The organism is Teichococcus wenyumeiae, assembly GCF_003696345.1.
Lineage (GTDB): Bacteria > Pseudomonadota > Alphaproteobacteria > Acetobacterales > Acetobacteraceae > Pseudoroseomonas > Pseudoroseomonas wenyumeiae.
Genome location: NZ_RFLX01000028.1, coordinates 1 through 23286, shown reverse-complemented (window position 1 = coordinate 23286; position 23286 = coordinate 1). Strand labels below are relative to the sequence as shown.

Annotated in this window: 15 protein-coding genes; 2 read left to right on the top strand and 13 right to left on the bottom strand. The window is 63.6% G+C overall.

Annotation, left to right across the window (positions count from 1 at the left end):
• The first annotated feature begins 36 nt into the window (after positions 1-36).
• Positions 37-2862, top strand: coding sequence for a cation-translocating P-type ATPase (locus tag EBE87_RS22430; protein WP_120637576.1), 2826 nt, complete (start codon positions 37-39; stop codon positions 2860-2862).
• Positions 2863-2974: 112 nt separating this feature from the next.
• Here the strand turns inward: EBE87_RS22430 and glk are convergent, their stop codons facing one another.
• Both glk and EBE87_RS22420 read right to left on the bottom strand, forming a co-directional pair.
• Positions 2975-3901: a glucokinase gene (gene glk / locus EBE87_RS22425; protein WP_233553128.1), complete on the bottom strand. Its 927-nt coding sequence runs from the start codon at positions 3899-3901 to the stop codon at positions 2975-2977.
• 2 nt (positions 3902-3903) lie between these two features.
• Positions 3904-4866, bottom strand: coding sequence for a 1-phosphofructokinase family hexose kinase (locus EBE87_RS22420; protein WP_120637574.1), 963 nt, complete (start codon positions 4864-4866; stop codon positions 3904-3906).
• 787 nt (positions 4867-5653) lie between these two features.
• On the opposite strand from EBE87_RS22420, the gene EBE87_RS22415 reads away from it, so the two are divergent.
• Positions 5654-8350 (top strand): nitrate/nitrite transporter, encoded by a 2697-nt coding sequence (locus EBE87_RS22415; RefSeq protein ID WP_302466796.1) that lies wholly within the window; start codon positions 5654-5656, stop codon positions 8348-8350.
• Positions 8351-8704: 354 nt separating this feature from the next.
• On the opposite strand, the gene EBE87_RS22410 is transcribed toward EBE87_RS22415, so the two are convergent.
• The 11 genes from EBE87_RS22410 to EBE87_RS22360 form a co-directional block, all read right to left on the bottom strand.
• On the bottom strand, positions 8705-9583 hold the full coding sequence (locus EBE87_RS22410) for a peptidylprolyl isomerase (protein ID WP_120637572.1): 879 nt from the start codon (positions 9581-9583) through the stop codon (positions 8705-8707).
• The gene (locus EBE87_RS22405) at positions 9580-10140 is read right to left on the bottom strand and encodes a fused DSP-PTPase phosphatase/NAD kinase-like protein (RefSeq protein ID WP_120637571.1); all 561 of its coding nucleotides are present in this window, start codon (positions 10138-10140) and stop codon (positions 9580-9582) included. Before EBE87_RS22405 ends, EBE87_RS22410 begins: the two co-directional genes overlap by 4 nt.
• Positions 10140-10844 (bottom strand): respiratory nitrate reductase subunit gamma, encoded by a 705-nt coding sequence (narI, locus tag EBE87_RS22400; RefSeq protein WP_120637570.1) that lies wholly within the window; start codon positions 10842-10844, stop codon positions 10140-10142. Before narI ends, EBE87_RS22405 begins: the two co-directional genes overlap by 1 nt.
• A gap of 11 nt (positions 10845-10855) precedes the next feature.
• Complete coding sequence (gene narJ / locus EBE87_RS22395) at positions 10856-11569, bottom strand: nitrate reductase molybdenum cofactor assembly chaperone (RefSeq protein WP_120637569.1); 714 nt, start codon at positions 11567-11569, stop codon at positions 10856-10858.
• A 4-nt stretch (positions 11570-11573) separates the two neighbouring features.
• Positions 11574-13103 carry a nitrate reductase subunit beta gene (gene narH / locus EBE87_RS22390; RefSeq protein WP_120637568.1) on the bottom strand — a complete coding sequence of 510 codons (1530 nt, stop codon included), beginning with the start codon at positions 13101-13103 and terminating at the stop codon, positions 11574-11576.
• Positions 13100-16843 carry a nitrate reductase subunit alpha gene (locus EBE87_RS22385; protein WP_120637567.1) on the bottom strand — a complete coding sequence of 1248 codons (3744 nt, stop codon included), beginning with the start codon at positions 16841-16843 and terminating at the stop codon, positions 13100-13102. The genes narH and EBE87_RS22385 overlap by 4 nt, the downstream gene beginning before the upstream one ends.
• Before the next feature lie 137 nt (positions 16844-16980).
• On the bottom strand, positions 16981-17679 hold the full coding sequence (locus tag EBE87_RS22380; RefSeq protein WP_120637566.1) for a Crp/Fnr family transcriptional regulator: 699 nt from the start codon (positions 17677-17679) through the stop codon (positions 16981-16983).
• Between the two features lie 115 nt (positions 17680-17794).
• Positions 17795-18913 (bottom strand): ABC transporter permease, encoded by a 1119-nt coding sequence (locus EBE87_RS22375; protein WP_456316266.1) that lies wholly within the window; start codon positions 18911-18913, stop codon positions 17795-17797.
• The gene (gene rbbA, locus EBE87_RS22370) at positions 18910-21732 is read right to left on the bottom strand and encodes a ribosome-associated ATPase/putative transporter RbbA (protein ID WP_120637565.1); all 2823 of its coding nucleotides are present in this window, start codon (positions 21730-21732) and stop codon (positions 18910-18912) included. The genes EBE87_RS22375 and rbbA overlap by 4 nt, the downstream gene beginning before the upstream one ends.
• Positions 21696-22772 (bottom strand): HlyD family secretion protein, encoded by a 1077-nt coding sequence (locus tag EBE87_RS22365; protein ID WP_233553127.1) that lies wholly within the window; start codon positions 22770-22772, stop codon positions 21696-21698. Before EBE87_RS22365 ends, rbbA begins: the two co-directional genes overlap by 37 nt.
• 235 nt (positions 22773-23007) lie before the next feature.
• Positions 23008-23286: transposase (locus EBE87_RS22360; protein WP_147425994.1), on the bottom strand; the 279-nt coding region annotated here is incomplete at its 5' end.

Here is a 23286-nt window from a genome sequence, read left to right as displayed (position 1 = left end):
CAGGGCGGGCCTGTCAGCCGAGGATGGGCAGCGGACATGATGGATATAGGCGCAGGGCAAAACGGGGCGCCGCCCTACCGGCAGGCAGCGGCTGAGGTGTTGGAGGGCCTGGGCACGGACCCGCAACGCGGACTATCCGTGGAGGAGGCGCAGCTGCGGCTGTCCCGCCACGGCCGCAATGAGCTGACCGGCGAGAAGCCGGTCCCGGCCTGGCGGAAGTTCCTGGCTCAGTTCCAGGACATGCTGGTGATCCTGCTGCTGGTCGCCGCCCTGGTCTCCGCCACCCTCTGGCTGCTCGAACGTGACGCGGCGCTGCCCTATGAGGCCATGGCGATCCTGGCCGTGGTGCTGCTCAATGCCCTCATGGGCTATGTCCAGCAGGCGCGGGCCGAGCAGGCGGTGGCCGCCCTTCGCCAGATGTCGGCTGCCCATGCCAGGGTCATCCGCGATGGCGAGCAGCGAAGCATCCCCGCGGCCGAGCTGGTGCCCGGCGACCTCATCCTGGTCGAGGAAGGGGATACCATTCCGGCGGATGCCCGGATCATCCACTCCGCCGCCTTGCAGACCGCCGAGGCCACGCTGACAGGCGAAAGCCTGCCCGTCCCGAAGCAGGCTGGTGCCCTCGCGGCCGAAGTAGGGCTGGGTGACTGCTCCAACATGCTCTTCAGCGGCACGGCCGTGGTTTATGGCCATGGCCGCGCGGTGGTCACGGCCACCGCCATGCAAACAGAGATGGGCCGCATCGCGGGCATGCTGCAATCGGCACCTGAGGAGCGGACGCCGCTGCAGCGGGAACTGGACCGCGTCGGCCGCATGCTCGGGATCATCGTCATCGCCATCGCCGTGGTGATGGTGGGCACCATCCTGTTGGTGGAGGATGTGCAGGGCGTCCGGGCCATTTTCGACGTGCTGATCCTTGGCGTCGCCCTGGCTGTCGCGGCGGTGCCGGAAGGGCTGCCGGCGGTGATCACGGCCGTGCTGTCCATCGGCGTGCAGCGCATGGCCCGGCGCAAGGCCATCGTGCGCCACCTCGCCGCGGTGGAGACCCTTGGCGCGGCCAACGTCATCGCCTCCGACAAGACCGGCACGCTGACCAGGAACGAGATGACAGTGCGCCGGGTGGTCACGGCAAGCGGCGACGTGGAGCTGGAAGGCGCTGGCTACGCGCCCCTGGGCGAGGTACGGCGGGCGGGCGGTGGAGGCATTGACGGCAGCCTGCGCACCGAACTCCTGCGCACGCTCTCGGCGGCGGAGCGCGCCAACAACGCCGCGCTGCAGGAGGCCGAGGACGGGCGCTGGATCGTGCAGGGTGATCCGACCGAGGGCGCGCTGATCGTCGCCGCGCGCAAGGTGGGGCTGGAGGGTGAGATGCTGGAGGCCCGCTTTCCCCGCGTTGGGGAGGTGCCCTTTTCCTCCGAGCGCAAGCTCATGAGCACCTTGCACAGCGACGCCCAGTGCCAGGACCACCTGACCGCCTTCACCAAGGGCGCGCCGGACGTGCTGCTGGAGCGCTGCACGCATGAGCTCGTGGGAGAGGAGACGCGCGCCCTGAGCGCCCAGCGCCGGGCGGCCATCATGAGCGCCCATGAAGAGCTTGCCGGCCAAGCCCTGCGCACCCTCGGAATCGCGTTCCGCTCGCTGCCGCAGGGCATGGCGGCGCAGGATCATCCTGACGAGGCGCTGGAGCAAGGTCTCGTCTTTCTCGGGCTGGTCGGCATGATCGACCCGCCGCGCGAGGAGGTGAAGCTGGCCGTGGCGCAGGCCCGCAGCGCCGGCATCCGCCCGATCATGATCACCGGCGACCATCCCAGCACAGCCGTGGCGATCGCCCGCGAGCTCGGCATCGCCCATGACGGCGGCGTGGTGACAGGGGCTGAGTTGCAGGCGATGCCGGATGACGCGCTGCGCCGTACCCTCCGCGACGTCTCGGTTTATGCGCGCGTCAATCCCGAGCACAAGCTGCGCATCGTCAGGACCTTGCAGAGCCAGGGCGCGACCATGGCCATGACAGGGGATGGCGTGAATGACGCCCCCGCGCTGAAAGCGGCCGATATCGGCGTGGCCATGGGCATCACCGGCACCGATGTCTCCAAGGAGGCGGCGGACATCGTGCTGGCCGATGACAACTTCGCCACGATCGTCGCCGCCGTGGAGGAAGGCCGTGCCATTTTCGCCAATATCCGCAAGTTCCTCCGCTACCTGCTGTCATCGAATATCGGCGAGGTCGCGACGATGTTCTTCGGTGTGTTGCTGGCCGATGCCATCGGCCTGACGGCCATGGCGGGCGGCGGCGTGGCGCTGCCACTGCTGGCGACGCAGATCCTGTGGATCAACCTCGTCACGGATGGTGCGCCGGCCCTGGCACTCGGCATGGACCCGGTGGACGCGGGCACCATGGTCCAGCCACCGCGCCCCCGGAGCGAGGCGGTCATCACCTACCGCATGTGGGCCGGCATATTCTTCGTCGGCGCCATCATGGCGGCGGGGACGCTGTTCATACTCGACCTGTCGCTGCCGGGCGGGATGATCGAGGGTTCCGGCGACCTGCGCTACGGGCAGACGATGGCTTTCACGACGCTGACGCTGTTCCAGCTCTTCAATGTCCTGAACGCCAGGTCCGACGAGGAGAGCGCCTTCCGCAACCTCTTCGTCAATCCCTGGCTCTGGGCTGCCATCCTGTTCTCCGTGGCGCTGCAGGCCGTGGTGATTTACCTGCCCCTGCTTCAGCAGGCCTTCTCCACCGTGCCGCTAAGCCTGAGCGACTGGCTGAGCTGCGTCGCCGTCGCGAGTTCGGTGCTCTGGCTGCGCGAATTGAGCAAGCTGATCGGCCGGGCTGTCAGGGCTTCGCACCAAGCCGGGTAGCGGGAGGCCAAGGGCCATGCCGGCCGCCTTGCCTCCCGCCCCGGAACCCGCCGAAGCGACGCGCCATCCTGCCGAGGGGAGCCGGCTGCCTGCGTGCGGCAGAACGGCGCCTTCATGCCGCCCGATGCAGGGCCGCACCGAGCAGCCCGGAATGGGGCCGCGTGACCTGGTCGACCGGCACCGTCTCCAGATAACCCGCCAGACGCCCTTTGGCCGTGAAGCCCTGCACCATGGCCTCCACATCCAACAGTGGCCCAAGGTTGCGGCAAAGCCCGCCTGTGACATGCACACCGCCATCGGCCAGCAAGGTCAGCACCAGATCCCCTGCCGTGGCACCTAGGATGGCGGAGAACATCCGTACTGCTTCCAGGCAGAGCGCGCATCCTTCCGCCGCCCCCTGGCTCACCTCGGGCGGAGCGCCGAACCGCTCCTTCCGCTCTTCCAACTCTGCCAACCCATTCGCCATACGCATAAGTCCAGGCCCGGAGAGCAGCCGCTCCGTCGAGACATGCCCGAACTCCCGCCGCAGCTTGGCTAGGATCTCGGCCTGCCGCTCGTCCTGGGGCGAGAAGGAGCTGTGCCCCGCCTCGCTTGCCAGCACCATCGGCCGCTCCCCATCCCGCAGCAGAAAGGCGACGCCCAGTCCGGTGCCCGGACCGATCACCACGCGCGGACGTCCCGGCTTCGCGACGCCGGGCTTCAGCGGATGGAAATCCGCCGAAGCCATTCCGTGCACAGCCCAGGCCTGAGCCACGAAGTCGTTGATCACGGTCAGGCTCCGCAGGCCCAGACGCTCCCTGGCCTCAGGAACGGTGAAGCGCCAGGAACTGTTCGTGAAGTCCGCCGCACCCCCGACAACGGGCGCGGCCACGGCGAAGACCGCCTCCTCCACCTCCCGCCCCGCCAGATAAGCCTGCGCCGCCTCGACAAGCCCGGAATATTCCCTCACCGGCAGCTTCCGCTCATCCTTGGGGGTTCCGTCAGGCCCGCAGAGCGCGAAACGCGCATTCGTTCCGCCGATGTCGCCAACAAGCCGCACGGTCAGTGCCCCTCACCCAGCATGACGCCCATGGGAATGTCTCTGACCTGCCGCCGCAGGGCTTCGACTTCCGCCCTTGATGGATGCGCCGTGCCGGCGTTGGACACCGCTGCCGCCCCCGCCGCGACGCCCCAGGCGAAGGCATCCGCCGCCGTGGCGCCCCGGGCCAGGGCCAGCGTCATCGCGGCCAGGAAGCTGTCCCCCGCCCCGACCGCGCCCCGCACCTGCACATCCAGCGCGGGCAGCCGCAGCGCCCCTTCCGCCGTGGCCAGCACGGCCCCGTCCCCGCCGAGGGTGACGGCAACATGGGCGACCCGGCCGGAGCGGACCAGCTCCACGGCCGCCTGTTCCAGCTCGCCATTCCCGCGCAGCGGGCGGCCGACCAGGCTCTCGAACTCGCCCCGGCTGGGTTTCACCAGTTCGATGCCGCCCTGCTCCAGCGCGAGGCGCAGTGCCTCGCCCGAGGTATCGACCACCAGATGCAACCCGCGCTCCCTGCCGATGACGGCCGCGCGGGTGTAGAAGTCTTTCGGCACGCCTGTCGGCAGGCTGCCGCTGGCGACGAGCCACCCTCCCCCGACGTCCCTGAGGGCCTCAAGGGCTGCGCCCCATTCCGCCTCGCTGACGGTGGGCCCCTCCGGGACGAAGCGGTATTCCTGCCCGCTGCTGCGGTCGAGCACCGTCTGGCTGATCCGTGTCCGTCCGGCGATGGGGATGCTGCGCCTGGCAACGCCAGCGCTGTCCAGCAGCTCCTCCAAAAGGCGCCCCGTCACCCCGCCTGCCAGGATGATCGCCAGGGTCTCGCCGCCCAGTTCCCACACCACCCGCGAGACGTTCACGCCGCCCCCGCCGGGGTCCTGCCGCTCATTGAAGGTCCGCACCTTGCGGACCGGATGCACCGCCTCGGCCTCGCTGGCCACGTCGATGGTCGGGTTCAGCGTCAGCGTGGTAATTCGGGATGACATCGTCGAGGCAACTCCGGAGCCGGTGTTCGGAACCTCCTCTAGAACATCGGGCGGCGCTCGTCCCGCGCATAAACGGTAAATTGCGGCGGGCAGTCCAGCCCCGGGGTGCCGGCTCACCCGCCACGGCTTCAGCCGCAGCTGCCCGCCAGCAGCCTGGACCTGGCCTCGAGCAGGGGCATGCGCCGCATGTCGGTGATGTAGATCAGGATCAGCGACACCCAGGTCACTCCCTACAGCAGCAGGAAGCCATCCGGACGCCCGTCAGCCCGACGATGCCAGGACGAACAGCAGCATGGTAGCTGCCCGGGCCGGGAGGCCAAGGCGGCAGGTCGCCGGCCCCTGTGTAGTCTGCACCATGCAGCCGGGCTGGGGATAGAAGAGCAGGAACAGGCTCATTGAGGCCGCCCACAAAACCCATCAGGCAACGCTGTCGGCGCCGAACTGGTTCGACAATCCGCTGCCTGAAGCCTCTGGATATCGCCAGGCAAGAAGAAGCAGTATCCAGAAGTGCAGCTTTCCCGATGGATATCCCGTAATCATTGACAGCCGTGTTGCGGCATCCAAACCCATAGCGCGTTGAACTAAGCGTGACTCGTTTCAATCTCTTTCTTATCCAGTCAAGGATCTGGCAAAGAAGGTGGTGGCGCCAGCCTGCTGCGGTTGATTTCAGTCATGGTCATGGCCACAATTCTCCGCACCACGGTGCCGTCTCGAGAAGAGGACGGAGACGCACATGCCCGAGGCACAAGCCGCATCGGCATCGCCATCTGAGGCGCAGTCTCGCGCCTTGTGGCTATCCACCCTTGCCTTCACTATCTGTTTTGCGGCCTGGACAATATTCTCGATCATCGGGATCCAGATCAAACGCGATCTCGGCCTCAACGAATTCCAGTTCGGCCTTCTGGTTGGCACGCCGATCCTGACAGGAAGCCTGATCCGCGTCGTACTCGGTGTCTGGTCTGACCAGTATGGCGGGCGCGTGGTGTACACCGCTGTGATGGTCGCAGCAGCGGTCGCCACCGGCCTGCTGGTCTTCGCCTACGACTATCCCACCTTCCTGCTCGCGGCACTTGGTGTCGGCATTTCCGGCGGGTCCTTCTCGGTCGGCGTGGCTTATGTCTCGAAGTGGTTCCCGAAGGAAAAGCAGGGCACCGCCCTGGGAATCTTCGGCGCCGGCAATGTCGGGGCCGCCGTCACCAAGTTCCTCGCGCCGATGATCATGGTGGCGATGGGCTGGGAGGCGGTCGCCCTGATCTGGGCCGCCGCGTTGCTGGTGATGGCCGTGGCGTTCTTCCTGTTCACGCAGGACGACCCGGACCTCGCCGCCCGTCGCGCCACCGGCACGAAGCCGGAGAGCTTCGCGGCGATGATGGAGCCGCTGAAGAATGTTCAGGTGTGGCGCTTCAGCCTGTACTACTTCTTCGTCTTTGGCGCCTTTGTCGCGCTGGCCCTCTGGCTGCCGCGCTATATCATCGACGCCTATGGCTTCTCGATTACGACCGCCGGCATGATCGGCGCGGCCTATTCGGTGCCGGCAAGCATCTTCCGTGCCTATGGAGGCGTGCTCTCGGACCGATACGGCGCGCGGCGGGTGATGTATTGGACCTTCGGCGTCTCGGTGGTGGTGACATTCCTGCTGTCCTATCCGCCGACCGATTTCGTGATCGCTGGCATCAACGGCCCGATCTCCTTCCATATCGGCATCGGCGTGATTCCCTTCATCGTGCTGGTCTTCGTGCTGGGCTTCTTCATGAGCCTGGGCAAGGCGGCGGTGTACAAGCATATCCCTGTCTACTACCCGAACCGCGTGGGCGCGGTGGGCGGCGTTGTCGGACTGATGGGCGGGCTTGGCGGCTTCCTGCTGCCCATGGCCTTCGGCCTGCTGAATGACCTGACGGGCATCCGGCAATCCTGCTTCATGCTCCTCTTCCTGCTCAGCGCAGTATCCCTGGTGTGGATGCATGTCTCGATCCTGCAGATGGAGCGCCAGGCGACGACGCCGGCCTTGGAACGCCTGCCGGAGCTACCCGAGATGCAGCCGATCCACGGCCCCGCGCAGGAAGGCGCGCTGCGCGGCGGAGCCATCCGGGACTGGCGCCCAGACGACCCGGTGTTCTGGGAACAGACCGGCAAGGCCATCGCGCATCGTAATCTGTGGGCCTCCATCGCCTGCCTGCTGCTGTCATTCGCGGTGTGGATGGTGTGGTCCGTGGTGGTTGCGAAGCTGCCTGCCGTCGGCTTCAACTTCACGACCGACCAGCTCTTCTGGCTGGCGGCGCTGCCGGGGCTTTCGGGGGCGACCTTCCGTATCTTCTACACCTTCATGCCGCCCATCTTCGGCGGACGGCTGTGGACCACGCTGTCCACCTGGTCGCTGATCCTGCCGGCGCTCGGCATCGGCTTCGCGGTGCAGAACCCCACCACGCCCTACTGGGTCTTCCTGCTGCTGGCGCTGCTCTGTGGTTTCGGGGGTGGCAATTTCTCCTCTTCCATGGCGAACATCGCGTTCTTCTTCCCGAAACATGAGAAGGGGAATGCGCTCGGCCTCAACGCGGGGCTCGGCAACCTCGGCGTCAGCGTGGTACAACTGGCCGTTCCGCTGGTGATCACCGTCGGCGTGTTCGGATGGCTTGGCGGGGAGCCTCAAGCGGTGAGTGGCGGCGGCGTCCTGTGGCTACAGAACGCCGGCTTCATCTGGGTCCCGTTCATCATCGCAGCGGCCTTTGCGGCATGGTTCCGCATGGACGACCTTGCCGAGATGAAATCCTCCTTCGCTGACCAGGCCGTGATCTTCCGGCGCAAGCACAACTGGATCATGTGCTTCCTCTACACCGGCACCTTCGGTTCCTTCATCGGCTATTCCGCAGGCTTTCCGCTGCTGTCCACCACCCAGTTCCCTGAGGTCAACGCACTGCAGTTCGCCTTCTTGGGACCCTTGCTGGGCGCGCTCTCACGCTCATTCAGCGGCTGGATTTCCGACCGCTGGGGCGGAGGCCGCGTGACATTGCTGGCATTCATCGCAATGGCCATCGGCGTCTACGGAGTCATCCACTTCATCGGCATCAAGGACCAGCCGGGTGCCTTCTGGGGCTTCTTCGCAAGCTTCATGTTCCTGTTCCTCGCGAGTGGCGTCGGCAACTCCTCCACCTTCCAGATGATCCCCGCGATCATGGGCAAGGACATCGTGCGGCTGATGCCGGATGCCGAGCCAGCCGAGCAAAGACTGCACGCGGAGAAGGAAAGCGCCGCGATCATCGGCTTCACCGGAGGCATCGCGGCCTATGGCGCATTCTTCATCCCTAAGAGCTACGGCTCCTCGATCGCCATGACGGGTGGGCCTGAGGCAGCACTATGGGGCTTCTTTGTCTTCTATCTCGTCTGCATCGCTGTCACCTGGGCCGTCTATACGCGCCGCGGTGGCCTGCTTTACGATCTCGAGCGCGCCCCAAAATCGGGCTCCGCCACAATCCGAACTTCCCCATGAACTCCACCCAAGCCATGGTGCCTTTGGGAGCACCTCGGCCGCCTGTTCATAAAGGCTGCCACAGCGGGGTCTCCCTTCGACCCGGACAGACGCCCCCCAGCCAGACCCGTACCGCAGAGGCCAGTAGCAGCGCAGCCATGACGATGTGGCCGCCGAACCAGTCTGTGTGGAGATGCCGAGTGGCAGGCGGAGATGGCGCGGGCCAGCAAGGGCGTGGACTTCAGCAGAGGCCGGAAGCACCCAGCCCCGGCTCCGAACATCATCCAGATCGCAAAGCGAACCATGAAGGCAGGGTGCTGACCAGCAGCATCCGCAAGGACTATGGGTTGCCTATGGGGGCAGAGGGCGGGGCAATCACCCGCAGCCCCCCGCGTTCGCGAGGCCGGCGCCGCGCCCTGGCTGGGGGCCGGCGGGCAGGTCCGCCGAGGTGCAGGACGATCCGGCCGGCCAGGCGGAGGGACGGGGCGGCGCCTTCTCCCCCTCGAACAGGTCGAAGCCCTGGATGCGCGCGCGCGCGGCCAGCGCGGCGATATAGCCCTGCACCGCCTGGCGCCAGCTGGCCTCCTGGAGGAACTCAACGATGCGCCCGCGCATGGCCGCGAAGGGCGGCACGCGCCCGGCTTCCCGCGCCAGGACACGGATGACGTGCACGCCGTAGCGGCTCCTCACCACCGTGGGGCAGACCTGGCCGGCCTCCAGCACGGCGAGATGCGCCTCGAACTCCGGCACCGTGCTGCCGCGTTCGATGAGGCCGAGGTCGCCGCCCTGCGCCTTCGAGGGACAGTCCGAGAACTGGCGGGCCAGCACCGGCAGGCGGTCGGGGTCTTCCAGCACCTCGGCCAGCAGAGCCTCGGCCCTCGCCTGCGCCGCCTGTGTTGCCTTCTGGTCCTTGGGGTCCGCGGCCACCAGGAGGTGCTGCACCTGCCAGAGGTCGGGTAGCCGCAGCCGTTCCTGGTTGCGGGCGAACCAGCGTTGCAACTCATCCTCCGTGGGTTCCGGGAGGTTCAGTTCCGTCTCAAGCAGCCGGCGGATCGCCGCCTCGTCCGGCTCCTCCCCCGGTTCGGGATCGCGGTCGCTGATGCCGCGCGCGGCGGCCTCCGCCAGCAGGACCTGGCGAACAACCAGGGCGCGGGCGGCGGATTCCCAGGCGGCGGCCGGGTCCTCCGCATCCTGCAACTGCACCTCGAGGGCGATCAGTTCCTCAGGGATCACTACTCCGTCCACCTTGATCATGGCTGCCCTCCCTGCGTGCGTGCCCTTTCAGCCAGCCTGGCCTGCACGGCGGGGCCGCTGGCCTGGAGCCCCGCTGTCGCGCCATCCTCGAAAGCAATGGCCACCGGCACGCCGAGCGAAGCCCGGTAGAGCGCCCACATGGCGCCGGACTGGTCGATACTCGCCCCGTGCAGCAGCAGGGGCAGGTTGCTGGGTTCTGCCACAAGCTCTGCGAACTGCTTCACCTGCTCATCCGTGGGCACACCCTGGATGGGGATGTTGACGTAGCGGATGCGGGAGAACTCGGCATGCTGCTTTTCCGAGGCCGTGTCGGCACTGGGAGGCCGGAGATCCACGATCATCGCGAAGCCCACGCGCTTGGCCTCGATCACCCCAGGATCGTTGATCGGCGCCGATGTAGCGATCATCGTTGTCACGCGATGATAGAGCGGCAGGCGCTGCTCGCTAACCTGATCGCCGAAGGGGGCGAAGCCGGGCGTGGGCGCCACATCGGTGGCGGAGCCCGCCGCCATGAGCAGCACAGCCAAGGCCGGCAGCAAGGCTGCCTGGCCGCGCATCACACGCCCTCCTTGGCAATGTTCGCGTTCTTACGGACAATCTGCCAGCCCCGCCGCCCCACGAACCAGACCGGCGCGGACCACACATGCACCAAGCGGGTAAAGGGGACGAGCAGGAACAGGGTCATGCCGCAGACCAGGTGGAGCTTGTAGACCCAGGGAACATCGCTGACGAGCTGGGCAGAGCCCGGCTGGAACAGCAGGATGCTCCGGGACCATTCGGCCAGCACCAGCATGTAGGTCCCATCCAGGTTCTGCGCGGATTCCGGCAGCGTCGCGATACCGAGGCAGAGCTGAAAGAAAATGAACAACAGGATGAAAATATCAGTCGGCTTGCTGGTCTGGCGGATACGTGAATCCGTCAGGCGCCTGTGGATCAGCATGGCCCCGCCAACGGCGCCCATCGCGGCCAGAAGGCCGCCGGTGACAATCGCCAGGATCTGCTTGGCTTTCACCGTCAGGCCCAGGGCGTGGTAGACCTCCGGCGGCGTCAGCAGCCCCGCGGTATGGCCGACGAACAGGCCGAGAATAGAAATGTGGAACAGGTTGCTGCCCCAGACCAGCTGCTGCCGGCGCAGGAACTGGCTGGACTGGCTGCGCCAGGAGAACTGGCTGCGGTCGAAGCGCGCCCAGCTTCCCAGGAAAAAGCAGATCATGCAGAGGTAGGGATAAAACCCGAACAGGAACTGGTTCAGCCAATCCATGACACGGTCTCCTAGCTGCCGTCAGACGGGTTCAGAGGGCGGGAACGTGGCGGTGGGTCGCGGCTGAATTGCGCGACGAGCGAGGCGGCTTTGGAGCAGGCACTGTCCTCGACCGCCGGCTCCATGAAGTTCACCGGTGCTTCCTCGTAGCGCGCGTCGATCGCCTCGGGCGTGTCCTCAGGCTCGCCTTCAGCAAGGCGCGCCTCCACGACCTCGCGGTCAGCCTGTCGTGCGCTCAGGGCCTCGATCGCGCGCAGCACGGCCGCATAGGAGGCGCCACGCCGCTCCAGCCGCGCTGCCAGTAGAGACACAACCTCCGCAACCTCTCCGAGCAGCAGACGCGCCTGCGGGGCCTCGTGAAGAGACGCATATTCAAGAAAGACCGGAAGGAAATCGGGAAGCTCGTCCGCCGTCATGTCGAGCCCCATGCGGTGGTAATCCTCCAGCAGGTCAACCATGGCCTGCCCGCGCTCGCGGGAATCGCCGTAGACATGACCGAAAAGGTAGAGGGAGAGCGAGGGCGCGCTGTCGAAAAGCGCCACGTACTCGCTTTGGGCCTCCATCAAATCAGTAGCGGCAAGACGATTGCAGAACTGGAGAAGCGCCTCCGTCTCGGCAGGCGGAAGAGCTGCTTGGCGCAGGATGTCACCGATCTCCGGCAGGGAGTCGATCAGCGCTTCGTCAGGATAAAGCAGCAGCCCAGCCAGGGCTTTGCAGGCGAGCATGGCGTTACTTCCTGTCCAGCGGAAAGCGTTCGCCGCGCGTCTTGCGGGTATCCTGTCCCCACAGCATGAAGCGGCTATTGCCTTCGGATGTCATCTGGCCGAAGTGGAAGCCAGCGATGCCGCGCTGGTCATAGGCGTTCTCCGCCACTTCCTTATGTGCCGTCGGAATCACGAAACGGTCCTCGTAGTTCGCGATTGCCATCACCCGGTACATCTCCTCCGCCTGACGTTCCGTCAGCCCAACGGAGTCAAGCGCGGAGGTGTCTCGCACATCCTCGATGCTCCGCCGGCGCATATAGGCCCGGAGCGCCAGCAGCTTGCGCAGCGTGTGGCGTACTGGCTCCTCCTTGCCCGCCGTCAGGAGGTTGGCGAGATACCGGACCGGAATGCGCAGACCGTCCACGTCGGGAATGCCATCCAGCGTGCCAAGCACGCCAGCATCCGCTGCCTCCTGAATCGGGGAAAGCGGCGGGATGTACCAGACCATCGGGACCGTGCGGTATTCCGGATGCAGCGGAAAGGCCACTTTCCAGTCGCAGGCCATCTTGTAGACAGGCGAACGCTGCGCTGCCTCGATCCAGGTGTCCGGTACGCCGTCCTTCTGCGCCTGGGAAATCACCGCCGGGTCATGCGGGTCCAGGAAGATGTCGAGTTGGGCCTGGTAGCAATCCTGCACATCAGGCTGGGCCGCGACCTCCAGGATGCGGTCGGCATCATAGAGCATCACGCCAAGATAGCGGATGCGGCCGACACAGGTCTCGGAACACACCGTTGGTTGCCCGCTCTCGATTCGCGGATAGCAGAAGATGCATTTCTCCGACTTCCCTGTATGCCAGTTGTAATAGACCTTCTTGTATGGGCATCCGGTCACACACATGCGCCAGCCGCGGCATTTCTCCTGGTCGATAAGGACGATACCATCCTCCTCCCGCTTGTAGATGGCGCCGGAAGGACAGGATGCCACACAGGAAGGATTCAGGCAGTGCTCGCACAAGCGTGGCAGGAACATCAGGAAGCTGTTCTCGAACTCCCCGTAAATCGTCTTCTCGACATCCTTGAAGTTGTAGTCATGGGAGCGCTTGTGGAACTCCGTGCCGAGGGATTCCTCCCAGTTCGGTCCCCAGTTCACCGTCATGCGTTCGCCGGTAACGATGGAGACAGGCTGCGCCGTCGGTGCCGCCTCGCTCTCCGACACGCCGTGGATATAGGAATACTCGTAGTCGAAGGGCTCGTAATAGTCGTCGATCTCAGGAAGTTCCGGATTGGCGAAGATCTTCGACAGGATACGCCACTTGCCACCCGTCTTGGGGCGTAGCGCGCCGCCCTTTCCTAACACCCAGCCACCGCGCCAGCGTTCCTGGTTCTCCCAGTCCTGCGGGTACCCGACGCCTGGCTTGCTCTCGACGTTGTTCCACCAGGCGTATTCGATACCCTGACGCGTGGTCCAGACCTGCTTACAGGTGACGCTGCAGGTGTGGCACCCGATGCATTTGTCGAGGTTCAGAACCTTGCCGATCTGTGCCCGGATCTTCATGCCCGATGTCCTTCGAGACGGGTGGATTCTTCAGCTTTCATGATGGGCCGCTTCTCCGACAAGGGGCGGTCGCGCCAGTCTACCTTGACCATCTTGCGCAGGATGACGAACTCATCACGGTTCGACCCCACGGTGCCGTAGTAGTTGAACCCGTAGGAAAGCTGGGCATAGCCGCCGATCATGTGGGTGGGCTTCAGCACCACGCGCGTGACGGAGTTATGGATGCCACCCCGGTTCTGCGTGACTTCACTGCCGGGCACATTGGCTGTCCGCTCGGCCGCGTGATACATGAAGGCCGCGCCCTGCGGGATGCGCTGGCTGACAACGGCACGCGCAACCAGGGCGCCATTGCGGTTGAAAGCCTCGATCCAGTCATTGTCCTCAATGCCGGCGGAAGCGGCATCCCTCTCGCTGATCCAGACAATGGGGCCGCCACGGCCCAGCGTCAGCATGATCAGGTTCTCCGTGAAGGTGCTGTGGATGCCCCACTTCTGGTGCGGCGTCAGGAAGTTCAGCACCAGCGGCTTGTTGCCGTTGTCATGCAACCGCGTCAGATCCTCAGAGGCCGAGCGTGTGTCGATCGGCGGACGATAGGTCGCGAAGCACTCGCCGAAATCACGGAGCCAGGGGTGGTCCTGGTAGATTTGCTGCCGCCCGGTCAGGGTGCGCCAGGGGATCAGCTCATGCACATTGGTCCAGCCGGCGTTGTAGCAGACCTCATGGCTTTCGATCCCTGACCAGACCGGCGAGGTCAGGATCGGGCGCGGCTGGGATGCGATGTTGCGGAACTCGATCTTCTCGTCCACACGGCGGGCAATCAGATGCGTGTGGTCCCGCCCCGTGGCCTTTGAAAGAGCCTGCCAAGCCTTCAGCGCGACATGGCCATTGGTCTCCGGCGCCAGCGACAGAACCGCCTCAATCGCGTCCATATCGTCGCGCATGCGCGGGCGATCATCGTGCTCAGGTGGATTGACCAAGCGAAGATGCGCCACCTCCTCCTTCGTGTCCCAGACCATTCCCTTCGTGCCGTTGCCACGTTCTTCCAGCAGCGGGCCCACACTGGTGAAGCGGTCGTAGGTGGCGGGATAGTCGCGTGACACGAGGGTAATCGCCGGCATGGTGCGGCCTGGCTCACCCCTCGCCGCTCCGTGGCGCCAGTCTTCCGCTGCCCCATACGGCTGCGACAGTTCGGAGGGCGTGTCCTTCAGTGTCGGGGTCAGCACCAAGTCTTCCTCGACACCCAGTTCTCCCAGTACGAGACGCTGGAAGGTCTTCGCGATCTCGCGAAAGATCGCCCAGTCAGCGCGCGCACCCCAGACCGGGTCCACCGCCGCTTGCAGGGGGTGGATGAAGGGGTGCATGTCGGTTGTATTGAGGTCTGATTTCTCATACCAGGTGGCTGTCGGCAGCACGATGTCGCTGAACAGCGTAGTGGTGTTCATGCGGAAGTCGATCGTGACCAGCAGGTCCAGCTTGCCCTCGGGCGCGACATCGCCGCGCACCACTTCCTCAGGGCGCTGATCGCTCTCCTCGTTCAGCACGTTGTTGCGGGCTCCGAGGAGATGCTTGAGGAAGTACTCATGCCCCTTGCCGCTGGCGCCGAGCAGGTTGGAGCGCCAGACGAACAGGTTGCGAGGCCAGTTCTCCGGCGCATCCGGGTCCTCGCAGGCCATCTGCAGCGTGCCGTCATTCAACCCGTCCGCGACATAAGCCACAGGCTCCTTGCCTGCCTTACGTGCTTCTCGGGCGACCTGCAGAGGATTGCGCTTCAACTGCGGCGAACTCGGCAGCCATCCCGCACGCTCCGCCCGGACATTGCAGTCGATCATGGTGCCGGACCACCGAGCTGGGTCAGCCAGTGGCGAGATCTGCTCGCGCAGTTCCATGCGCTCGTAGCGCCATTGATCGGTATGCGCGTAGAAATAGCTGGTGCCGTTCATCTGGCGTGGCGGCCGTACCCAGTCAGACGCGAAGGCGACCGGCAGCCAGCCCGCTTGTGGGCGCAACTTTTCCTGGCCGACGTAGTGCGCCCAGCCCCCGCCGGACTGGCCGATGCAACCGCAGAGAGTCAGCATTGCAATGATAGCCCGGTACGACATGTCCATGTGGTACCAGTGGTTCAGACCAGCCCCGAGGATGACCATTGAGCGGCCTTTTGTCGCCTCGGCGTTGGCTGCGAAGCCACGGGCAACGGCGATGCACCGATCCCGCGGTACGCCGGTGATCCGTTCTTGCCAAGCAGGCGTGCCTGGAACGTCGTCGTCGAAGCTGTTGGCCGCCTTGTCGCCCAGGCCCCGGCTAATGCCATAGCTAGCCAGCATCAGGTCGAAGACAGTCGCCACCTGGACGCGGCTCCCATCCTTCAGAGTCAGCATACGGGCCGGAACGCTGCGGTGCTGAACTGGCGCGTGATCGGTGAGTCCAAAGCGCCCGGCATTGCCGAAATAAGGGAAAGAGACAGTCGCAACCTCCTCACCCACCAGCGACAGGCGGGGCGAAATGTCATGCCCGTCACGGCCATCCCTTGGTTCCAGATTCCACTTGCCCTGCTCGCCCCAGCGGAAGCCGGCAGTGCCTTGCGGTGCCACGACATCGTCGCTGGCTTGGTCAATGTAAACCGGCTTCCAATCGGGGTTGTTCTCTTGCCCAAGCGCATCGGGAAAGTCGGCAGCCCGCAGCATCCGGCCTGGCACCAAGCCCTCCTCGCGCGGCTCCAGAATCACAAGGAAGGGGAGATCGGAGTACTTTCGGACATAGTCCTGAAAGTAGGGGACCTGCCGGTCGATGAAGAACTCTTTCAGGATCACATGGCCCATGGCCAGTGCCAGGGCTGCGTCGGTCCCCTGCTTCGGGTGCAGCCAAAGATCGGCAAACCGCGCAACCTCAACGAAATCCGGCGCAATCACAACGCTCTTGGCGCCCCGATAGCGGGCTTCGGTATAGAAGTGCGCATCCGGCGTCCGTGTCATGGAGACATTCGAGCCCCACAACAGCAGATAGCCCGAATTATACCAGTCGGCGCTCTCCGGTACGTCCGTCTGCTCACCAAAGGTTTGCGGTGACGACGGTGGCAGGTCGCAGTACCAGTCGTAGAAGGAGAGGCAGGTTCCGCCAATCAGGCTGAGATAACGCGTACCTGCGGCGTAGCTGATCATCGACATGGCAGGAATAGGCGAGAAGCCGGCGACGCGATCCGGGCCCCATTGCTTGATGGTGTGGATGTTGGCGGCTGCGATCAGCTCGTTGACCTCATCCCAGTCCGCTCGCACAAAACCGCCCAGCCCACGCACCCGCTGATAATCGCGCCGCTTGGCTGCATCGTCCTGGATGGCTTTCCAGGCTGCCACAGGCGCCAAGGTCCGGCGGGCTTCGCGCCACATGGTCAGAAGCCGCCCGCGCACCAGCGGATACTTGATGCGATTGCTGCTGTAGAGGTACCACGAATAGCTTGCCCCGCGTGGGCAACCACGAGGCTCGTGGTTCGGCAGGTCCGGACGTGTCCGCGGATAATCGGTCTGCTGGGTTTCCCAGGTCACAAGGCCATTCTTGACGTAGATCTTCCAGCTACAGCTGCCGGTACAGTTCACGCCGTGGGTAGAGCGGACGATCTTCTCGCTTTGCCAGCGGGAGCGATAATTATCCTCCCATGCCCGGTTCTCGTCCGTGACCACGCCATGGCCGCTGGCGAAGGTCCCCTTGTATTTCCGAAAGAACAGAAGCCGATCGACGAACTGGCTCACTGGCGGGGCCCTCGGCCTGTGTGCGATTTCGCACGTTGGTTGGCCAGCGACTATGTGGGAGCGGCAGTGGATATTCGTTGCGTTAGCGCAAATGGGCCAGCCCGCGTGTGTAAAAAAAAAGTGTGGCTGGACACCACTCATCTACCCTCGGTAGCAATCTGTTCGATCCGCTCTCTGTCGCAGAGGATGATCCGAAGGCGTCCCGCCATGATGAAGCCGCGATCTGTCCAGTCATGCAGAACACGACTAACGACATAAAGATCGGTTCCCACAATCTCGGCGATATCCTGCCGGGACAACGGATAGCCGATCTCAACGCCGCCCGAAGCCGCCAGTCCGATATGATCTGCAAGCCGGAGAAGGGATCTGGCGATGCGCTGCTCGACCCGTTCAGTAGCCATTTCGCCGAGACGCTGCACCAGTTCCTCAGCGTGGAGACTGACATAACCTAGGGCATTGAGCCTGATCACAGGGAAACGCTCCATCAGATCGTGGGTCAGCGCCACAGCCCAAGATAGCAAGACGCAATCTGTTACCGTTGTCGCTGTTGCCAGAAGCGGAAGTCGGCCAAATACCGCGGTAGCGCCAATAAGATCGCCCGGTCCTAGAACATGGATGGTGGCGGTGGCCCCTCCACTGCGCATTTGCCATACCTTTACGATTCCATTGCCAAGCGCCACCATCTCCTTCGGAATGTCCCCCTGATGGAAGATGGTGGTTTTCGCCGGGATCTTCCGTAGCTTGCTGGCAAAAAGAACCTCGTCGAGCGCAGCGTCTGGTAGGCTCATGAAAAGAGGATTGCGCCACAGCAGCTCCTTGACATCTGCCTCGCTCATGACACCACAGCTCCAGAGATTGCCGACAAGGTAGAGCTGTCCACTCGGTCCGAATCTGATCGGGGCAGCCTGAATGCTACCTCACATGTAATCATATGTAATGAAATTTCCGCCTTCAACGGAGAAACTGGCGAAACCGTCTCAATGACAAGGCGAAGAGCGCTGCCCCGATAGCCAGCATCGCAAGGAGCTGCGGCCAGACGACGTCTAGGCCGGCTCCCCGGAATAGAACGGCCTGCGCCAACATGACAAAATGGGTGTTAGGGGCAGCCAGCATGATCGTCTGGATGATCTCGGGCATACTCTCGCGTGGTGAGGTACCGCCGGATAGTACTTGCATCGGCAACAAGACAAGCATCAGCAGCATGCCGAACTGCGGCATCGATCCTGCTACCGTGGCAAGGAAAATGCCAAGCGACGTCGTCGCAAACAGCTGCAGAGCTCCCCCTGCCAAAAACAGTGTGACAGACCCAGAAATCGGAACGGACAGAAGGCCTTGTACAACAAAGATCATCGAAAAGGCTGTAGCGGCGAGCACCACCAGCCCCATGGACCATATCTTGCTGAGCATGATCTCTGTTGCTGTTACAGGCATGACCAGCAGATGCTCGATGGTCCCATGCTCGCGTTCCCGGATCAGCGCCGCGCCAGTCAGGATGATGGAAAGCATCGTAACGGAGGAGATGACATTGTTGATGGCGCCGAACCAGCCCTTGTTAAGCTCCTGGTTGAACCGGGAGCGCAGAACGAGGTCTACTGGCATCGTGGTGCCTCCACGATAGCCAGCCAGGAACTCTTCAACCTCATTCAAGGTGATGGACTGAACATAGCCGCCGCCCGAGAACGCCTGTGTCATGCGTGTGGCATCGATATTGAGCTGGATCGTGGGCGAGCGTCCTGCCAGGAGGTCGCGTTGGAAGTTCGGTGGAATATCCAAGGCGAAGGTGTCCAGGCCGGCGTCCATTCGGCGGTCCATCTCAGACTGGGAGATGATGCGTGGCACGCTGAAGTAGGGTGGATTGAAGGCGGTAATGATGCGTGCGGATACCGGCGACTGATCCTCGTCTACAATGGCTATCGCCGCCTGGTTCAATGTCTCCGGCATTGCTCTTGATGCGGTATAGATCGAGAGTGTGAAGGCATAGACGATCAGCACCAGGAGCATCGGGTCCCGCGCCAACCCCCGCAGTTCCTTGATGCCAAGCTGGAGGATGTTCCTGCCCCGCATCGTCATCCTGCCTGTTTCTTGAGAAGCAGGGTGCCCAAGAGGAGCAGCACCGGAATGGCGATCAGCAGCGGCACGAAGTCGGTCCAAAGATCGCTGAAACCCAGCCCCTTGGAGAAGGTCCCGCGTGAAATCGTCACGAAATAAGTCGTGGGATAGATCCGGCCGATCACCGCTCCCGCGCCCTGCAGGGACGAAACGGGATCGATGATGCCGGAATACTGTACAGCCGGTATCAAGGTCAGCAATGCCGTGCCGAAAATGGCTGCGATCTGGCTCTTCATGAAAGCCGATATCACCAGTCCTAACGCGGTCGTGGCAGTGACATAGAGGAAGGCTGCGGCGGTCAAAGTCACCAGGCTGCCGGTAAAAGGGACACGAAAGACGAAGATGGCGAATGCGGTCAGCATAACGAAATTGATCATCGCCAGCGCGATGTAGGGGAGCTGCTTTCCCAGCAAAAACTCAAGGGGCGTGACGGGCGTCACGTAGAAGTTGATGATCGAGCCCAGCTCTTTTTCACGGACGACGCTAAGGACAGCCAACATGGCGGGAATCATCAGCAGCAGCAGCGGGATCACAGCCGGCACCATGGCCACGATGCTCTGGATGTCCGGATTGTAGCGGTAGCGGACGGCCAGCTGGAAGTTGCCCGTAACCGCCGCATCTCCATAGCGCTGCCTGGCCTTCTGGGTCAGCCAGTCCTGATGTATACCCTGGACATACCCGCGAACCGTTTCCGCCCTGGCCGGCATTGCACCATCGATCCAGGCGCCGATCTCAACAGCCTTGCCGCGGGCCACATCGCGAGCAAAACCTGGCGGAATCTCAATGGCCAGGTTCAGCTCGCCGTTGCGCATGCGCCGGTCCAGATCGGCATAGTCGGTAATCGGAGGTTTCTCGGTGAAGTAGCGCGAGCCGGCGATCTGCAGCGCATAGTCACGGCTCGTCGTCGTATCGTCACGATCAAGCACGGCGAAGGTCAGGTTACCGACATCCATATTGATGCCATAGCCGATCACGAACATCAGGATCACGCTGCCAAGAAGCGCCAGGGTTGCCCGGATGGGGTCGCGTCGCAGTTCCAGGGATTCGCGCTGGGTATAGGCGAAGAGCCGGCGAAGGTCGAAAAAGCGCTTCGACATCGCCTGCGGTGCAGGTTGCGCTGGCTTTGGAGCGACGGCCTGGACTGGCATGCTTTCCGACTCTGCGGGTTCGCTGTCTGCCGATTCCTGTATGGCGTCCTCGAGATAGCCGATGAAGGCCTCTTCCAGTGTTCTCGCGCCGCGCTTCTCCATGATGACACTGGGCTTCTCGCTGACCAGCACCTTCCCCGCGTGCATGAGCGAGATGCGGTCGCAAAGCTGTGCCTCATTCATGAAATGGGTGGAGACAAAGATCGTGACATGGTCCTGCCGTGACAAGTCCGAGAGGATGCGCCAGAAGCTGTCACGCGCGATCGGGTCCACGCCCGACGTCGGCTCGTCGAGGATCAGGATCTCCGGCGAATGAACCAGTGCCACGGCCAGCGAAAGCCGCTGGCGAATACCGAGCGGTAAGGCATCGGGCCAAGCATCCAGCACTTCGTTGAGGCCAAAACGGGAGACCATCTCCTCGATCCGCGCGGGAATTGCTGCCGCCTTCATGCCGAAGAGCCGGGCATGCAAATCGAGATTCTGCCGCACCGTCAGTTCGGTATAGAGGGAAAAGGCCTGCGACATGTAGCCCACGCGCTGGCGAACTTTCATATCGCCTGGCTCAACCTCCTGACCAAAGAGGCGCGCCTGACCTTCGCTCGGGACCAGAAGGCCTGTGAGCATCTTCATGGTGGTGGTTTTGCCGCAGCCATTGGAGCCCAGGAAGCCGAAGATCTCTCCTTTATCGATACGAAAGCTCACGTCATCGACTGCAGTGAAGTTGCCGAACCGCATCGTCAGATGCTCGGCCTCAATGGCAACCTCGCCCTCCACATCACGCCTTGGCGGAATGACAACGTCTTGGTGCCCTCGCCGTCTCTCCTCTGGCAGCAGAGCGATGAAAGCGGCGTCCAGGCTTTGCGCCCCTGTTCGTTGGCGCAGCTCGTCAGGCGTTCCGGTTGCGAGCACCTGGCCGGCATCCATCGCCACGAGCCAGTCGAAGCGCTCAGCCTCCTCCATATAGGCGGTCGCGACAACCACGCTCATGTCAGGCCGGCCTTGGCGGATATCGTCGATCAGTTCCCAGAACTGGCGGCGCGACAAAGGGTCGACGCCGGTTGTTGGTTCGTCGAGAATCAGCAGGTCCGGGTCATGAATCAATGCGCAGCAGAGACCAAGCTTCTGCTTCATGCCTCCTGAGAGCTTGCCCGCCGGCCGGTCGGCAAAGGGAGAAAGACCCGTGCTGCGCAGCAGTTCGGCAATGCGCTTCGCACGTTCCTGCTTGTTATGTCCGAACAACCGGCCAAAAAAGTCCACATTCTCGAAGACCGACAAAGTGGGATAGAGGTTCCTGCCCAGCCCCTGCGGCATATAGGCGATCCGAGCATAGATGCATTCCCGGTGCTCCTTGTTCGCGATATCCCCTTCCAGAACCTCAATCTTGCCTTGCTGGACAGCGCGGGCGCCCGAGATCAGGGACAGCAGGCTGGACTTGCCCACTCCGTCGGGCCCGATCAGTCCTGTCATGATGCCTGACGGAAGCTCTAGGTTGATTTCTTTGAGAGCCAGGGTCTTGCCATAGCTGAGGGAGGCAGCCTTGATCCGCGCGGCGACTGGTCGCTTGCCAAGCTCCTCAGCAACAGGTGCGCGTTCAGTCATTGCACCAGCGGGCCGCTCAGGCTTGCCGGCCATTCGGCCTGCGGATTAAGCCGAACATAAGCCACTCCGGGCAGTCCGGTCTTCACCAGGCGGATATGCCGCTCCAGCAACTCGGGCGAGATCTGCGCCCGGACGCGGAACATCAGCTTCTGCCGCTCTTCAGCAGTCTCCACGGTTTTAGGGGTGAACTGCGCGACATCGGCCACGAAGCTTACCTTGGCTGGGATGACGTACTGGGGCGCTGCATCGAGCACAATGCGAACCTCTTCCCCGATCTCGACGCGCCCTGCCTGCGCAGTCGGCAGGAAGAAGGTCATGTAGACATCGCTTAGATCAACGAGGTTGAGCAGCCGGCCACCAGCCGGCAGCACCTCCCCCGGCTCGGCGATGCGGTATTGAACGCGACCTGCCCGCGGTGCGACCAACGTGCTGTCGTTGATGTCAGCCACGATGCTCTCGATCGTTGCCTGCGCGGCATCTACCGAGGCCTCTGCATCCACGACCTGTGCCTTGGCAGCGCTGATCGCTGCGTCCGAGGCAGCTAGCTGCGCCTGCGCAGCGCTCACTGCGGCGCGAGCACTTTCATGAGCGGCGCGGTTGTCATCCAGCGTCTGTATGGACACTGTATTGCTTGCCGCCAGCCGCTCGGACCGCGCCAAACGCTTGGCCGCACCGTCGAGTTCTGCCTGCCGCTGCGCAACAACAGCGGTGGCTGCGGTCCTCTCAGCCTCACGCTGCGCAACAAGGCTCCGCGCTGTCTCGACAGCAATCTTTGCCCGTTGCAGCTGTGCCTCGGCCTCTCTCTTCCGGGCCTCAAGCTGCGCGGTATCCATGTAGGCAAGAACCTGTCCTGCCTCAACGAATTCGCCTTCCCGAACCAGGATTTCCTTGACGCGTCCAGCAGTTTTGGTCGAGACATCAATTTCAGTTGCCTCGATGCGCCCGTTTCCGCTGGCAAACCCTTCAGGAAGGCCGCTGCTATTGAACTGCTTCCACGCATAAGATCCGCCCACAGCAATGAACAGGGCAAGCACTATGAGAAGCAGCAGCCTGCGGCGCGCTTTCATCGCCATCCGATTTTGGCCTCGTTGGCCAGCTGGTCAGACAATGAAGTGCTCATCGCGACCCTTCTTGTGGGGTTCCGGCAGGTGCCTGAGTTTTGCGGGCCGGAGTCCTAAGTCTCTCAGGCAGGCCTTTCGTTCTATGTTGATGTTGCCGTCCGCCGAGCAGCAACAGCAAGTCGCTTTAATGTGTTCGAGTTCACGAAGCGCACTGAGTAATGCTTCGAGAGTTTCTTTCAGATTAGGCTCAGGACTCCTTGATCCAGAAGAGGACGGTGGCGGCGAGGCAGATGGCGGACATGAAGGTGTGGGCGCAGCGATCATAGCGCATGGCGATGCGGCGCCAGTCCTTGAGCCTGCCGAACATGTTCTCGATACGGTGCCGCTGGCGATACAGCATCCTGCCATGCGGGATGCGCTGCTTGCGGCCACGGCATGACGGCATGCAGGGCTCAATGCTGCGAGCGGCCAGGGCCTGGCGGAAGCGGTTGCTGTCATAGCCTTTGTCGCCGATCAGAACGCGGGC